At 64.0% G+C, this 15,347-nt stretch carries 11 protein-coding genes; 4 read left to right on the forward strand and 7 right to left on the reverse strand.

Going from position 1 to position 15,347, the window contains the following annotated elements; translation table 11 throughout:
- Positions 1-23 precede the first annotated feature (23 nt).
- Positions 24-1,421, reverse strand: coding sequence for a Gfo/Idh/MocA family protein (locus ACOFKT_RS00520; RefSeq protein ID WP_419805497.1), 1,398 nt, complete (start codon positions 1,419-1,421; stop codon positions 24-26).
- Between the two features lie 222 nt (positions 1,422-1,643).
- Here ACOFKT_RS00520 and ACOFKT_RS00525 point away from each other — a divergent pair, with 222 nt between their 5' ends.
- Positions 1,644-2,726 carry a ComEC/Rec2 family competence protein gene (locus tag ACOFKT_RS00525; RefSeq protein WP_419807193.1) on the forward strand — a complete coding sequence of 361 codons (1,083 nt, stop codon included), beginning with the start codon at positions 1,644-1,646 and terminating at the stop codon, positions 2,724-2,726.
- 136 nt (positions 2,727-2,862) lie between these two features.
- Here ACOFKT_RS00525 and ACOFKT_RS00530 read toward each other — a convergent pair whose 3' ends face one another.
- Positions 2,863-3,726: an NmrA family NAD(P)-binding protein gene (locus ACOFKT_RS00530; protein ID WP_419805498.1), complete on the reverse strand. Its 864-nt coding sequence runs from the start codon at positions 3,724-3,726 to the stop codon at positions 2,863-2,865.
- 134 nt (positions 3,727-3,860) lie between these two features.
- Here ACOFKT_RS00530 and ACOFKT_RS00535 point away from each other — a divergent pair, with 134 nt between their 5' ends.
- On the forward strand, positions 3,861-4,784 hold the full coding sequence (locus ACOFKT_RS00535) for an AraC family transcriptional regulator (RefSeq protein ID WP_419805499.1): 924 nt from the start codon (positions 3,861-3,863) through the stop codon (positions 4,782-4,784).
- A 16-nt stretch (positions 4,785-4,800) separates the two neighbouring features.
- On the opposite strand, the gene ACOFKT_RS00540 is transcribed toward ACOFKT_RS00535, so the two are convergent.
- Both ACOFKT_RS00540 and ACOFKT_RS00545 read right to left on the reverse strand, forming a co-directional pair.
- The gene (locus ACOFKT_RS00540) at positions 4,801-5,478 is read right to left on the reverse strand and encodes a hypothetical protein (RefSeq protein ID WP_419805500.1); all 678 of its coding nucleotides are present in this window, start codon (positions 5,476-5,478) and stop codon (positions 4,801-4,803) included.
- Positions 5,479-5,711: 233 nt separating this feature from the next.
- Entirely contained in the window at positions 5,712-5,957 is a 246-nt protein-coding gene (locus ACOFKT_RS00545) for a hypothetical protein (RefSeq protein ID WP_419805501.1), read from the reverse strand.
- 98 nt (positions 5,958-6,055) lie between these two features.
- Here ACOFKT_RS00545 and ACOFKT_RS00550 point away from each other — a divergent pair, with 98 nt between their 5' ends.
- Positions 6,056-9,052: a ribonuclease R family protein gene (locus tag ACOFKT_RS00550; RefSeq protein WP_419805502.1), complete on the forward strand. Its 2,997-nt coding sequence runs from the start codon at positions 6,056-6,058 to the stop codon at positions 9,050-9,052.
- Between the two features lie 9 nt (positions 9,053-9,061).
- Here ACOFKT_RS00550 and ACOFKT_RS00555 read toward each other — a convergent pair whose 3' ends face one another.
- Positions 9,062-9,907, reverse strand: coding sequence for a class I SAM-dependent methyltransferase (locus ACOFKT_RS00555; RefSeq protein ID WP_419805503.1), 846 nt, complete (start codon positions 9,905-9,907; stop codon positions 9,062-9,064).
- Positions 9,908-10,000: 93 nt separating this feature from the next.
- On the opposite strand from ACOFKT_RS00555, the gene sseA reads away from it, so the two are divergent.
- Positions 10,001-10,855 carry a 3-mercaptopyruvate sulfurtransferase gene (gene sseA / locus ACOFKT_RS00560; protein WP_419805504.1) on the forward strand — a complete coding sequence of 285 codons (855 nt, stop codon included), beginning with the start codon at positions 10,001-10,003 and terminating at the stop codon, positions 10,853-10,855.
- Positions 10,856-11,143: 288 nt separating this feature from the next.
- On the opposite strand, the gene ACOFKT_RS00565 is transcribed toward sseA, so the two are convergent.
- Together ACOFKT_RS00565 and ACOFKT_RS00570 are read right to left on the reverse strand one after the other, a co-directional pair.
- Positions 11,144-12,859: a VWA domain-containing protein gene (locus tag ACOFKT_RS00565; protein ID WP_419805505.1), complete on the reverse strand. Its 1,716-nt coding sequence runs from the start codon at positions 12,857-12,859 to the stop codon at positions 11,144-11,146.
- Positions 12,860-13,035: 176 nt separating this feature from the next.
- The gene (locus ACOFKT_RS00570) at positions 13,036-15,237 is read right to left on the reverse strand and encodes a VWA domain-containing protein (protein WP_419805506.1); all 2,202 of its coding nucleotides are present in this window, start codon (positions 15,235-15,237) and stop codon (positions 13,036-13,038) included.
- Positions 15,238-15,347 lie beyond the last annotated feature (110 nt).

Below are 15,347 nucleotides of genomic sequence, written 5' to 3' on the forward strand. Positions count from 1 at the left end.
GACAGCAGCACCAACCAGACCCGTTAGCCATTTTGTTCGGGCAGGGGGCCGCGGGTGGGGCCGTTGGGTGGAGGGATGCGAACGGTGTGGCCGGTGGCGGCGGATTTGTAGATGGCGTCCATGATGCGCTGGTCCTGGAGGCCCTCTTCGCCTGGAGTTCGGGGCTGGCGGTTGTTCATGACGCACTGGCTGAAGTGATCCATCTCGAGCGCGAACTGGTCCTTGTCGGGCATCTCGGGGTGGAATTCGACTTCTTTGCGCTCCTTGGGGTCGCCGGAGGTTCCGGCAATGCCGAAGCAGTCAGCCTCGCCGAGCTTGCTGAAGCGGAGCTTGGCGCCGTGATAGCCGAAGGCGGGGTCCATCTCGGCCATGGCTTCGGTGCCTTCCATGCGCAAAAAGCTGGAGTGGTGGACATCATAGGCGCAGGTAAGAGTCGCGACCATGCCGGAAGGAAAACGCAGAAGGAAGGAGCAGCGTGACTCGACTTCGGCAAAGCGCGGGTCGTCCTTGGGTTGAACCGTCATCGCGGTCACCTCCTCCGGCTCCTCGTCCGTGAGGAAGCGGGTGCCATTCAGGCAATAGACGCCGACGTCGGGCAGGCAGCCGCCACCGGCCAGGGCGCGCTTGAGGCGCCACTGTGTGGGATCGCCCTCATTCTGGGAGTGGGAGGCGATAACGGAGCGGACTTTCCCGAGTTTGCCCGCCTTCACGGTTTCTTGCAGAAAGCGGTTCATGGGCTCGTACTGCTGCCGGTACGCGATCATCAGGCGGACGTTGGCCTGCTTGCAGGCGGCAATCATTGCCTCGCAGTCCGCGGAGCTGGTGGCCATCGGCTTCTCGCAAAGGATGTGCTTGCCAATCCTGGCGCCGCGAACGGTGAACTCCTTGTGCATGGAGTTGGGCAGGACGACGTAGATGGCTTCGACGCCGGGCATGTCCTTCAGGCGCTCGTAATTCTGATAGTCGGTGATGTTGGAGTCGGGAATGCCGTATTGCGCGGCGATCCTGGACGCCTTGTTGCGATCACCGCTGACGAGTGCGACGGGTTTGCAGTATTTCGAAGTGGCAAAAGCGGGCAGAATCTGGTCTATCGAGAGGCGGCCGATGCCGACAATGGCGTAGCCGACGCGGCGGCCGGGCGGCAGGTAAGGGCCGGGCGTCTTGGAGGACTGTTCCGTGGCGGTGTTGTTGATGGGGGAAAGCTGGACCTTGTTCTGGGCGTTCGGATTCTGCTGGGCAGCGAGACCGGGTGCGGCCGTGAGCGCGGCGAGCGTGCCCATGCCGGTGGCGGCGGTCTGCAGAAAGCTGCGGCGCGTGGTACCGGTTTCGGCGGGCAGGTGGGTCGTCTCGTCGGTCATGCGCGTTGGGATGCCGGCGGACGTGTCCGGTGTTGCGAGTGGTGGGTTGTCAGGGTGCGACATCGCACCTGCGCGGCAGCGTGGACGGGCATGCGAGCGTTTGCGTTCTCTGTGCACTGCTTGCCGAGTTCCTCTCAGAAGCACGCCCAGGTGCTTCCGGCGGCGGAGAATCCGCACAAATTTTCACCTTGCTGGAATCGGCTGTGCATGCGACGACACGGGCGCGCTATTCTGCTCTGCGCTATGAAGAGTTGTTTTGCTTTGCTGCTGAGTGCGTCTTGTTTGGTGTTTGTAGGTGCGGTTGGGGCGCAGGCTCCGGGTGCAGGCGCGAAGGCGAGCCACGGTGCCCAGGGCGTAAAGCGCGGAGCTGCTGCCAAAGCTGGAACAGGTGCGTTTGCACGTGATGGCGACCTCCATGTCTGGTTTGTGGACGTGGAGGGCGGGCAGGCGACGCTGTTTGTGTCGCCGGAGGGTACGAGCCTGCTGATCGACACGGGTTGGGAAGACCACAACGGGCGCGATGCCGATCGAATCGCGGCGGCGGCCCGGGCAGCGGGGCTGCGGCGGATCGACTTCGTGCTGATCACGCATTACCACGAGGACCATGTGGGTGGCGTGCCGCAACTGGCACAGCGGATTCCGGTAGGGACGTACTTTGACCACGGCAACCTGTACGAGCGGGTCGACATTAACCAGCAGATTTTTTCAGCGTACCTGCAGGAGCTGGAGCGCAGCCATGCGCGCCGGGTGAGTGTGAAAGCCGGCGATCGGCTGCCCGTGCCGGGGCTGGACGTGGTTGCGTTGAGCAGTGATGGAGCGGTGATCAACCGCGATCTGCCGGGCGGTGGCGCGATCAATCGCTACTGCGCGCAGGAGCCGATTCCGCGCGAGGATCGGACAGAGAACGGGCATTCCCTGGGCGTGATGATCACGTTTGCGGGCACGCGCATTCTGGATCTGGGCGACCTGACAAAAGACCGCGAGCGCAACCTGATGTGCCCGGCAAACCGGATTGGTGGGGTGGACATTGATGTCGTGTCGCACCACGGATGGGAGCAGAGCAGCAGCGCGGCGCTTGTCAATGCGATTCAGGCCCGCGTGGCAATCATGGACAACGGCGCAACGAAGGGCGGCAGCGTTCCGGTGCTGGATGTGTACCGGAAGGCACCAGGTCTGGAGACGCTGTGGCAGCTGCACACCAGCGAGGAAGGGCTGAAAGCGGGGCCGAAGGAGAATACGGCCGAGGCGTTCATCGCGAACCCGCCCGGGGTGGATGGAAACATGCTGGAACTCGTGGTCCACAGCGATGGCACGTTTGCAGTGAAGAATGACCGCACCGGAATGGTGAAAGCGTACGGGCGAAAGTAGGGTGCTTGCTGAACAGTGGAAGGCATTAAGGTCAGCGAAAAAGGCATAGCGTTGAAGCTGCTTAACGGGCGAGCCAGAGAAGCCACGCGCTCTCGCCCGCGCGCTGCTCCCCTTGTTCAGCACTGTTTTGTGTTCCTTACCGGTTGAGACCTTGGAAGAACTGGGTGGGAGTAATGGTTCCGGGAACGGGCTCGGTGCCGGGGACGTTGTGGTGGATGTGGCCGGAGTTGATGGCTTCGATCATCTCCTCGTAGGCCCAGGTGTGTTCGGCGGGTAAACCGAACTGCTGCAGGACGCCGGACCAGTGGTCGCGGGGAACGGCTTGGGCGGTGATGGGTTGGCCGAAGACCTCTGTCATGGTGGCGGCGATGTCCGCGGGTGAGTACTCGGTGCCGATCTCGACAATGCGCTTGCCGGTGAACTCAGAGGTGAGCAGTTTGGCGGCTTCCGCGCCGATGTCAGCGGTGGCGGTCATCAGGAGCTTGCGCTCGACCGGTTGGTAAAAGCTGTACAACGTGCCGCTTTGCCGCGTTGGCGCGACCTGGGCGGTGTAGTTTTCGAAGAAACCGCCGGGGCGCATGACGGCAGTCGGGATGCCGAGATTGCCGACGCCTTCTTCGAGCAGGTGGGTGGAGGTGATGAGGCCGATGCCGCTGGTCTGCTCGGAGCCGAAGGAGGAGAGCAGGACGAGCTTTTTGGGCCTGGCCTCTCGGATGGCCTGTTGGTAGCTGGCGATGACGGCCTTCGCTTCGCGGAAGTCGCGCGAGGGAGTTTGGGTGGGCGGCATCATGAGGTACGCGCCGTCGACGCCGGTGAGGGCCCTCGTGAGGGAGGCGGTGTCGTTCCAGTCGCCCTTAACGAGTTCGACGCCCTGGTCGGCCCACGGCTTGGCTTTGGTGGCGTCGCGGACGAGGGCGCGGAGGCTGTGGCCGTCCTTGAGCAGATGGCGTGCGGTGGCTCCGCCGACGTTGCCGGTAATGCCTGCGATGAAGAACAGCATGTTGGTTTCTCCTTGGGGGCGTGGCGGAGGGGTAGAAGCATCTCTCGCGCGCCAACCCTCTTCACCTTAGGCGGAGGCGGCTGTACGATCCATACTTCCGCATCCTGTATGCTTTCGCGATCATCCAGAGTTGCATGGAACCACTCTCGGAAGCGTTGTCGTTGATGCGGTCGCATACGAGCGCCCTGCACATGATGGAGGCGGGCGGCGCGTGGGGCGTGTCGTTTGGACAGTATGAGGGGCTGAAGTTCAACGCGATGCTGCGCGGGCACTGCTGGCTGCGGGTGGAGGGCGAGCCGACGCCGTGGTTTTTCGGCGAGGGTGACTGCTTTTTGCTGACCAAGGGCAAACCGTTTGCGCTGTTGAGCGGTCCGGAAGAGACGCCCGCGCCGTTTCAGGAAGCTTTGCGGTTGGACCCGGACGGCATTGCGCGGTGCGGTACGGGCAAGGAGAGCTACCTGGTTGGTGGGCGTTTTCACTTTGAGCGGGGTGAGACGTGCCCGTTGCTGAGCAGCCTGCCGGCGGTGGTGCCGGTGCGGGCGCACAGCAGCGAGGCGGACGTGCTGCGGTGGTCGTTGGACCAGTTCGACCGCGAGTTGCGTAGCCGGCAGCCGGGAAAGGAACTGGCGGTGGACCACCTGGCACACCTGATGCTGATTCAGGTATTTCGACTGTATGCGCGGTCGCTGGATCTGGAGGACGCGACCCAGCGGGGATGGCTGGTCGCGCTGCGCGATCCGCAACTGCGCGAAGTATTAAGCGCGGTGCACGGGGATATTCCCCGGCGCTGGACGCTGGAGACGATGTCGCGGGTCGCGGGAATGTCGCGGTCGAGCTTCGCGGCGCGGTTCAAGTTCGTGGTGGGCCGCAGCCCGCTGGAGTACCTGACGGGCTGGCGGATGCATGTGGCGGCGGACCGGCTGCGGTCCACGGAACGCAACGTGGGCACGATCGCTAACGAGGTGGGCTATGAGTCGGAGGCGGCGTTCAGCACGGCGTTCAAGAAGGTGCATGGACGGTCGCCGCGGGCGCATCGGATGGCGGCGGTGACGGCATAGCCTGTTCGGGCGCGCTTCATTCCCCGCCGCGCTTGAGGCCCCGTTCGATTTTTCCGCCCCAGTCGGAGGGTTCACTGAGTGGAGCAACGATGGTGAAATCGGTCGCGTCTTTGGAGGTGATCACCGCGACATCTTTGGCCGTGGAGCTGATCTGCAATTTGATGTTGGCGTGTCCGCCACGCGGCGTCCAGTCGCCTCGGTCAATGAATCCAGCGACAGAGGCCAGATAGTTCAACATCAAGCTGCTCTGGGCGGGCGAAAGACTGGGCTGGGTCGCCTCCATCGAGAACGAGAACTTGTCTTTGGACTGCGCGATCATCTGGTCGATCTGGCCCTGGGCGCTTTTGCGGTCGCCGTTGTTGGAGTCCTCGGTCCTATCCAAATCGCCGCCCCCGTGGGCTTTGATGTAATTACCCGCGTCTTTCGATAAGAAAGCGACGCCGTTTACACCTGCCGCACTGAGCATGACTTTCCACGCCGCCTCCGACAAGTTCCAGTTAAAGGATCCGATCAGTTTGGAAGACCATATCGTGTTGCCCTGAAACTCGTGAACCCGATCCACGAGTTCCGCTTTGTTGGCCGCGGCAACGGATGCAGAAACGGGCGCTTGAGCGCACGCGGGTGCCAGCGGGAGCGAGAGCGCGGCGACGCTCCACAAAAAAGAGCGTGCAGGACGCCGAAGGCGAAAGAACATGGTGTCTCCTGGGACGGGGTTGGTTCTAAATTGTACATTCACTATACCCGGAGGTGAGTGTCTATTCGGCCATCGCGAAAAGAGGGGCGCGACACCGCTGCGCTCCCCTCATCTGGTGCAAGCACTTCTGGTGCAAGCACTTCTGGTGCAAGCACTTCTGGTGCAAGCACTTTGCTTGGCTCAGGATGACACTTCCCAAATGACCAGGATGTACACCTGAGTGGGGAGTCACTTTACGCGAGGCATGGGCTGGGCCGCGGCGACTTTGGAGCGGTCACGGAGGATCTGCCGCTGCCGTCATTGGGCTGGCCCGGCTTGGCCGGTGGAGCGGTTTGTTTTAAGCCGATGAGCAACACCACCGCGATGACGGCAAGCGCGATGCAGGCAATCGCTATGCCGCGAACGAGGAAGCGGCTGCGTCCGCCGGGGTCAGGCGGAACGCTCTTCGCGTTGGGGTCGTTGCTGGGCGCGGTGCTCATGTCTTGAATACGATGCTCATGAATACGATGCGCTCGCGCTGTGGCGCGGTACAGCTTGGCAGAGGGGTTCCGGATAGACCGGGCGGTATGCTCAGGGTATGTCTGGGCATCCTTATCCGCAGACCGACCGGGAGTTGTTGCGGCTGGTGGAGCGCAGCGGCGGACGCGCGAGTTACAAGCAGCTGGTACGCGAGCTGGGGCTGGGCGGCGGGCGCGAGCGCCGGTTGCTGCTGGAGCAGATGGCGAAGATGACCGCACGCGGCGCCGTGGTGAAGGTGGACCGGGAGCAATGGGCGCTGCCACGAACAGGGAATAGCGAACAGGCAATAAGGAACAGGGCTGGTGGCGGTAGCTTCGGTGCGGCCGCGGCCGTTCCGGGGCGCTTGGGTGCCGAGGGCCGGCGCGGGTTTGCGGCGGAAATGCAGGCGCGGGTGCGTGGGCGGCAGCGGGAATCGCTGGGGCGTCGCGATGACCTGATTGCCGGCCGGTTGTCGCTGCACCGCGATGGCTTCGGGTTTGTGCGGCCGGCCGGTGCCGAGGGCCAGGATTCCGATGTATTCATTCCACCGCATGAGCTGAATGGCGCGATGCAGGGCGACCAGGTGTTGGTGGATGCCGGGTCTCCAACTCGGGAGGGGCGGAGAGCCGGGCGCGTGGTGCGCGTGCTGACCCGGCGCAACCCGACGGTGGTGGGCATCTTTCATGCGGCGGGGTCGCGGGGCGGGCGGACTTTGTTGTTTGAGGCGGATGATCCGCGCGGACGCAGTGCATTTGTCGTGCCGTTCGACACGCGGGTGGCGCGGGTGGTGCTGATCCCGGATGAGAACGACCTGCCAGCGGCGGCGATCACCCCACACAGGACGCTGGGCGAGGAGGCAATGGCGCAGGAGCATCGCTGGGATGGGACGGTCGAGGACCTGAACGGGCTGGCCGTGGATGTGGAGATCACGCAATTCCCGACAGAGCATTCGCCGGCGCGCGGGCGGGTGATGGAAATTCTGGGCGATCCGCAGGCGTTTGGCGTGGACGTCGAGATTGTGATCCGCAAACACCACCTGCCGCATGTATTTCCGGCGGAGGTGTTGGCGGAGGCGCAGGATGCGGCGCAATGGAATGTAGCGGCGCTGCTCGCCGAAGAGAGGGAACAAGGGGACAGGGCACAGGCAGCAGAGATGGCGCGAAAGGACTTTCGCGGGCTGCCGATTGTGACGATCGATGGGGAGACGGCGAAGGACTTCGACGATGCGGTGATGGTGCGGGCGCTCGAGGACGGCACGTTTGAGCTGCAGGTACACATCGCGGATGTTGCGGAGTACGTTGCGGACGGGACTGCGCTGGACCTGGAGGCGCGGCTGCGCGGAAACTCGGTTTATTTTCCGGACCGCGCCATTCCGATGCTGCCGCAGGAGCTGAGCAGCGGCGAATGTTCGCTGCGGCCGGAGGAGGACCGGCTGGTGCTGAGCTGTGTGGCGCAGATCGATTCGCACGGCAACGTGCTGGGGTACGAGTTGTGCGAAAGCATGATCCGTTCCGCGCGGCGGATGACCTACACGAAGGTGCAGAAGATCCTGGACGGCGACGCCGCGATGCGCGAAGAGTACGCGCCGTTTGTGGCGGATTTCGAATTGATGCTGGACCTGGCGAAGCGGCTGAACGGAAAGCGGGTGCGGCGTGGATCGATCGATTTCGACTTGCCGGAAGCGGTGATCGAGTTCGACGAGCGTGGCGCGATGCGGGGCGTGGTGCGAAGTGAGCGCGCATGGGCAAACCGGCTGATTGAGGAGTTCATGCTGTGCGCAAACGAGTGCGTGGCCCGCTGGATCGAGGGGCAGGGTGTGCCCGGCATGTACCGCATTCACGAGCAGCCGGACGCAAAAAAGATCGTTGAGTTTGAGGATCAGGCGGCGGAGTTCGGCTACACGCTGGGCGTGGGGCCGCTGCCGGTGCAGGTGGTCAAAACAAAAGGCGACAAGCGCGAAGCGCACCGGCGTAACGAACGTGACCGGGATCGCGGCAAGGCGGCGCATCGCGAGGCGCGTGGCCATCAGGTAGTTGGCGCGATCGATGTGTCGCCGAAGCTGTACCAGCGGCTGACGGCCCAGATTGCGGGCAAGCCGGAAGAGCGCATTCTGAGCTACCTGATGCTGCGGTCACTGAAGCAGGCAAAGTACTCGGCGGACAACGAGGGGCACTTTGCGTTGGCAGCGCCGAGTTACACGCACTTCACATCGCCGATCCGCCGGTATCCGGACCTGGTGGTGCACCGGGTGGTGAAGACGCTGCTGCGCGAGGGGGCTCTGCCGACTGGCGGGGCGGAGGAGACGGCTTCGCAGAGTGCGAAAAACCTGGTGGAGAACGAGAAAGGGAACAGGGAGCGGGGAACAGGGAACAGGGGCAATCGCGATGGCCATGAACGGCTTGCGCCGCCGTATGCGCACGACGAAATCGCGGCGATTGCGCAGGAGTGCAGCGAGACGGAGCGCCGGGCGGCAGACGCGGAGCGCGAGCTAATCGAGCAGAAGAAATTGCAGTTCATGGCGGATCGCGTTGGCGAGGAGTTCGACGCAATCGTTCTGAGCGTGACGAAGTACGGGTTTTTTGTGGAGTTGGGCGAGCTGTTTGTGGAAGGGCTGGTTCCTATCTACACCTTGCAGGGCGATCACTTCACGTATCGCGAGACGCAGCGCGAGATCAAGGGCGGCGCAACGGGCGTGGTGTACCGGCCGGGCATGCCGGTGCGCGTGTTGCTGGACCGCATCGACCGGGAGAACCGGCGTCTGCAGTTTGCGGTAGTGGATGACGAACCAAACCTGGCGACGAAGAGCGCGACGAAGGCGGGTCAGGCTGTGGCGAAGCCCGGTCGCGCGGATGCTGTGCCGGAGGGAACCAAGGCGTTTGTGTCGCGTAAAAAGGCAAACGCAACCCAGGCGGCAGCGGCGGCACGCGATACCCGTTCCGCTGGAAAGCGCGACAGCGGCAAAAGCAGCCGAAGTGCTCTGCCGGCGTGGGTGCCGGAGGAGATCGCGCATCCGCGCAAGAAATCGAACAAGCAACGCTCGGCAGAGGCGAAGCAGCGGAAGCGCAAAGGACGGTAAAGAACGGTCCTATGATTGCTTCCGCGTCGCCGTGACCTGCAGGTATTCGTTGGGAACCAGCATGTGGTGGTCAGGGTCGGCCGCGGTGTTGGCGTTGGACCAGAGGGCGACCAGGTCGGCTTCGAGCGCCTGCTGGCCGGCGGGGTCAAGGCGCTTGAAAGCCGTGGCCGTCGGACCGAAGTAGCGGCGGAAGTGGTCGACAGTTTCGGCAGCGCTCATGGGCATGTCAAAGCTGATCTGGATCAGATCAGTGCGAACGTTTTCGAAGGCGTCATCCAGCCGCTGATGAACGGTGATGGGGTCGCCCCAGAGCACGGGCGCGGGCAGGCCGGGCGGCGGTGGCGCGTGCTTTGCGCCGGCGGCGAACATCTGGCCGGCGAAGCCGCCGGGTGTCCAGTTGGCCATGCTAAGCGTGCCGCCAGGGCGCAGGACGCGGGCGAACTCGGCGGCGACCCGGTCTGGCCGCGGTGCGAACATGGCGCCAAACATGGTTACGACAGAGTCGAAGCTCGCGTCGGGGTAGGGCAGGGCCTCGGCATCGCCTTCGTCGAATGCGATGCTGAGGTGTTCGGCGGCGGAACGGGCGCGGGCCTGTTCCAGCAGGTTGGGTGCGATGTCAACCCCGGTGACCGTGCAACCGGCGCGGGCGATCGGCAGGGCCAGGTTGCCGGTGCCGGTGGCGACGTCGAGGACGCGGCTGCCAGGGGCGAGGCTGAGGCGGGCAGCGAAGGTTTCGGCGTCCTTTTCGACCGTGCGCGCGATCACGCCGAAGTCGCCGGACATCCAGGCGGCGCGCATGCCGGCTTTGATCTGGTCGATGTTGGGCGGTGCGGGGGCAGTTGGTTCCGCGGGCATAGTCGTGCGCTCCGGTGATGGTGCGAGGATGCTCCGCGCGGTCCGTACGGTCAAGATGAATCTGCGTGGGCGATGTCGGCTAAGGTAAACGGTATGAGCTTGCTGGTGGATGCGGCGTGGGTTGCGGAGCGGTTAGGTTCGGGCGAGGTGCTGCTGGTGGATGCGACGCTGCCGCCCGTGGGAGTGATGCCGAAGGTGGACACGCGTGCGCGGTATGTCGAGAAGCATCTGCCGGGCGCGGTGTTCTTTGACATGGAAGCACTGAGCGACCCGGACACGGATCTGCCGCACATGCTACTGCCGCCGGAGCGGTTTGGGCGCGAGATGGATGCGCTGGGCGTGCCGTCTGCCGGTCCCGAGCAGGGCGGCAAGACGCTGGTGGTGTATGAGCAGGTGGGTGTGTTCAGCGCGCCACGGGCATGGTGGATGCTCCGGGTGATGGGCGCGGCGGATGTACGCGTGCTGCAGGGCGGATTGACGGCATGGGAGGCCGCGGGCTTGCCGGTGGAGTCGGAAGAAGTACCGGCTGCGTCGGCGCGGTTCGATGCCGTGCTGGATCGTGACGCGGTCGCGGGACTGGCCGTACTGAAAGCTGCCCTGGAGCGCGGCGAGCAGGTGGTGGATGCACGGAGTGCCGCACGCTTTGCGGGGACGGCGCCGGAGCCTCGGGCCGGGCTGCAAAGCGGGCACATGCCAGGGGCGCTGAGCGTTCCGTACACAGAGCTTGTGGCGGATGGGCGGATGAAGCCGGCCGCAGAAATCGCATCAGTGTTCGCCGAGCACGGCGTGGACGTGGAGCGGCCGGTGATGACGACGTGCGGCTCGGGGGTGACTGCGGCCGTGCTGGCGCTAGGGCTGGAGCTTTGCGGTGCAAAGCAGGTGCGGCTATACGACGGGTCGTGGGCGGAGTATGCATCGCGGCCTGATGCGCCGATCATCAAGGGCTAGAGCATTTCCACTCAGGTCTTATATCTAAATCATTAGGCGTTTCATCCTGAGCGGAGCAAAGGATCTGCGTTCTTCTTAGAGCGGCACTACGCCTCGGGGAATCAGGCATAGGCGCTGCGGCTCTTTGCCGGGGCAAAATGCAGGTTTCTCCACTGCGCGCCCACGGTGAAGCTGTGGGCGCTCCGGTCGAAAAGACAACCTTGGGTGGGTGCGGAAGTGGTCCGGTGCGTGCGCAATGAGTGTGTAGGTGCGGAACTGGGCCTCGCGCGAAGTGCGGGCCTGCTTTCGTTACGGCTGCGTTGTCGGGGACGGAGTCGTTGCATTCGGCGTCCCGGCAGCCGTGGGTGGTGCGGGGGCGGGCTTGGCCGTGGCCTGCTGATTCGGGTGGAGCTGCGTGTCAACGGTGCCGATGCGGCCGGTGGAGGCGACGCGGATGACGAAGCGGGCGCGGACGGCTTGCGGGTTGTGCTTAAGGGTGACGTTGAAGTCGATGGCGCGTTCGAGGCGGCCGTTCGGGGGAACGGTAGGCGGAGCGGCGATCTTGATGTTGCGTGCGATGGCATCGCCCAGGACCTTGCCTTTTTTGTCGAAGCTGGTGGCGAGCAGGATCACCTCAGCGCGGCGCGGGTCGGTTTCCGTAGCGATGGTCCAGTTCAGGCCGCGGGCATCCACATGGACGGTGAACCTGTCAGGATCATTGGGGTCGGCCTGTAGGGTGATCGGCACGCCGTCGTAGACCATGTTGCCGGTGTTGGCCGCGGCAAGTTCGTTGAAGAGGCGGTAGTTTGTGCCTTGCGGGTTGTAGCGGGCGGGGCCGCGCTGCGGGTAGTAGCCTTCACGCGTGACGGCGTGATAGTTGGGGTTATCGAAGGTGACCTGGATGCGCCGAAAGCGGTTGGGATTGTTGGCCGCGCCCGTAGGGCGGTAGGTGAGGGTGTAGAAGCTGCTGCCGTCTCGAAGGCTGGTGCCGATCTCGGCGTCGACATCGTTGCGGCCGTAAAAGGTGCGGCCGCCCGTAGCCTGAGCGAGCCGGTTGAACTGGTAGTTGCCGCCGAACGGCTCGTAATCGGCCGCGGTTTGGCCATAGGCGTACGGATTCGCCTGCACGCCGGCGGGGTCAATGGTGTACAGGGTGATGCGGGCGTCGCGAAGCTGATTAACGACCTCCTGGACAATGCTCTCGACTCGTTGCTGCTGGTCGAGCGCAACCCTGGTGAAGTCGATCGTTGGAAAGCCGCGGCCGACCCAGATCATATTCTTGTGCCCGGGATGCCCCTGCGTGGCCTGAGCGATGCGCAGCAGGGTCGTAAAGGCCTGGCCGTATCGCTCGGAGACCCAGGTGAAGCTATGAAGTTGCCACGGGAAGGCGACAAGGTGATGATCGAGCGCGTTGAGGATTGCGTCTTTGTCCTGCGTGTAGTCATGTAGCACCTCAAACTTCTGGAGCGAGACGGCGATCAGCATGGTCGGCTGGTCGAGCTTGCCGGGCTGCTTCTGCAGGTATTTCTTAAGTGAATAGCGCGCAAACGCCATGTCTTCGAACCGCGTGTTGAACTCGTCGAGCAGGATGATGTTGACGGGCGCTCGCGGCGCGAGCCGGTCGAGGTCGGCTGTGGAGTTGATGGTCAGGTCCGGTGACGGCGTGAAGGTGCCCGCGGTGGTGAAGTTGAGGATGGTCTGCGGCGAGTCCTCCTCGACCACGTGAAAGTCGTCTTTCGTAAGGCCGGTAACGATGTTGCCCTTTTTATCGAGCACGACAGTGTCGAGAATGACCAGGCGCGAGCTGGTGCGAATGGTGGCGGTGGGCGGCTGATTGCTGTTGGCCGGCTGGGCTGGTTGCCCGGTGGCCGGCGGTGCCGGGACGGTCGGCTGCGCGACCGGCGGCTGCTGTGGAACGGTAGCGGGCGCAGACTGCGCCGGTTCGCCGGCTGGCGTGGGTGCCGGGCTTTGCGCAGCAAGGACCGCGGCGAGCAGAAGCGGGAGTGTACGCAGAAAAGGGCGCATCGGGAGTTCTCCGCAAGCAAAGATATTCCTTGTTGACGGATTGTGGCGTGGCTTTGTTGCGTTAGCGCTACCGTTGTAGTGATTGCAAGCGGAGCACCGAAAACATGCGGACGTGTAGCACTGCGGCAAAGCCAGAAACCCGCGTCCGAAGCTTCGGACGCCGGGCACACGTGGCTTTAACTGCCGGTCGCGGCCGTGGCTGATGCCGGTGCGGGAGTGGTGGCCGGTGCCGGGGCGAGAATGCGCAGGGCGAGGCGGGGAAAGGTGAAGCTGCCGCCCGCGTCGTCGATCACGTTCACCTGGCAGATGTAGTCGCCGGGTGCGAGGCCGGTAAGCGGGACATCAAAGGTGAAGCCGACGGCGCCGCGTTGGGGCTCGTTCAGGGTGTCGGTCGAAACAAGCGGGGTTTCAAGGACCTTGGCGCCGTTCTGCAGGAACTCGACCGAGGTGAGAACGTGGACCCCGCCGGTGCTGGGACGGGCCTTGAGGCCGCTCTGCTGCGCGGCGGCTTCGGTGGCGAGCTGTTGCTGGGCCTCCTTGCTGAGCTTCGCGGGGTCGTAAAGCTCGTAAAGCAGGTACAGGTGCGCGTTCTGCCGGAAGACGTGGGGGACGTTGGGCAGGAACTGCTCGTTGTTCTGCACGAGCGGGTTCGCGGTGATTGGGCCTTGCGGGCCATGGTGGTGATTTTGGTCGGTGGGCGCAGCAGGCGTGCGTTGTGAGCTGAGCACGACCGAGGAGAGCTTGATGGGGCTCTTGCGCTGGTCGGGGACAAGAATGTTCGTTTCAAACGAGCCCATGTTGCCGGTTTCGTTTTCACGAACAACGAACTTGACGTGGTAGTGGCCGGGGGCGAGCTGGAAGCTGGTGCCGTACTGGATGTTGCGGCGGGCGGCGCCGCTGTTGCCGTCGACCGCAAGCTTGACGGTCTCACGTGCGTTGCCGACGACGATACCCTGTGCGTTCTTGATCTGGCCGGCGATGTCGAGGGTGGCCTTGTCCTGGTCCTTGGTTCGTGTAAAGGGGATCGCGGACCCGGGCACGATGAGCGACATGGGTACGGTGTACAGGTTGGGCTGCTCGCGGAAGAAGAACGCTTCCAGGTAAAGCGGAACGTCGACGGCCGGCGAGTCGCTGCGGAGTTGTTCGTTCAGGGCGGCTTCGCGGTCCTCGGTTTTCTGGTGCTGGAAGTCGGCGGGGGCGTAGTAGCCGGGGCGGTACTCGAGCTTCGCGTCTGTGCGGTTCAGCCTGATCTGTAGCTTGCGGAACCGGCCGTCGCGCGCAAGGTCGGAGGAACGGAAGCCGAGGATGTAGTAAGCCTCGGTGTCGTGCTGGATCTGCTGAAAGGCGGGCGCGAAGTCGTTGGAGTCGCCGAAGAACTTGCCGCCGGTGTCGCTGGCAAGGGTGGCGAGCAGCTCTTGCGATCCGGCGTTTGCGTCGAGCCTGCCCTGCATGCTGGCGCCGCTGAATGGGCTGTTGCCGCGAACCGAGGCCTGCGACGCGTCTCCGAGCGGCGGCAGCGCCTGCAGGCCGCGGGAATCGACAGTGTAGATAGCCATGTTGGCGCGGGCCGCGGCGTTGGTGGCGGAGCGGATGCTGGCCTGGTTTTCGACGCCATTGCGGGAAAGGCCGCCGGAAAAATAGAGCATGCTCTTGCGCTGATCGACACGTTCTAACGATTTTGCAATCGTTTGAATTGCGTAGAGCTCGCGGTCGGTGTTGAGGTCGTTGTACTCCGTGTCGTCCGCCTGGAAGGCGTTGGAATCGTCGCTGGTGTTCTCAGTGGTGGTCGCGGTAGAGCCGGTGGCAAGCCCCTGCGAAGCGGTGGAGCCGTTGAACTTGCCGACGGTGGCGAGCAGGGCCTGCTTGTCTGCGCTGAAGTCGTGATCGAGCGAAAGCGTGGTGCCAAGCGAGGCGACGGCGACCAGGTCGGCGGGCGCCATCTTCTTAAGGATGTAGTCGTTGGCGGCATCAACGGCGCGGTCGATGTCATCGGGCTGCATGCTGGCGATGTCGAAAAAGAGGACGATCAGCCGGTGATCGCGAAGCTGCGCAGTGTCGGCGCCGATGGAGCGGTCGAGCATTTGCGCGATGGTGGGCGTGGTGCCGGAGACGGTCGCCTCGTTGAGGCGGGCGGCCTCGTCCACGGTCTGGAAGTCGAAGGAGACGATCTGCTGCGGCTTGCCGTTTTCGGTGATGGAGAAGTCGGAGGCTTTGAGGCCGCGGATGGGAGCGCCGGTCTTTTTGTCGCGGACGACGACGTTGGTAAGGACGATGTTGGAGTTGACGCGGAGGATCGGGGTGGGTTGGTCCTGTTGGGCGGGTGCGCTGTTTGACGACCCGAGTGTGAATAGGAGCAGGGCTGTAGTGATGGCGCGCAAGGTGCCTTGCGAACGCGAACAAAATGTGGGTTTTTGCACTGCGCGACGGTAAAGCTGTCGCTTCGGTCGAAATGACAACGTGTTGCTGCTGCGAGAAGAAAGCAGCTCCT

The sequence above is a fragment of the Terriglobus sp. genome, from assembly GCF_965201105.1.
In the GTDB taxonomy this organism is placed as follows: Bacteria; Acidobacteriota; Terriglobia; order Terriglobales; family Acidobacteriaceae; genus Terriglobus.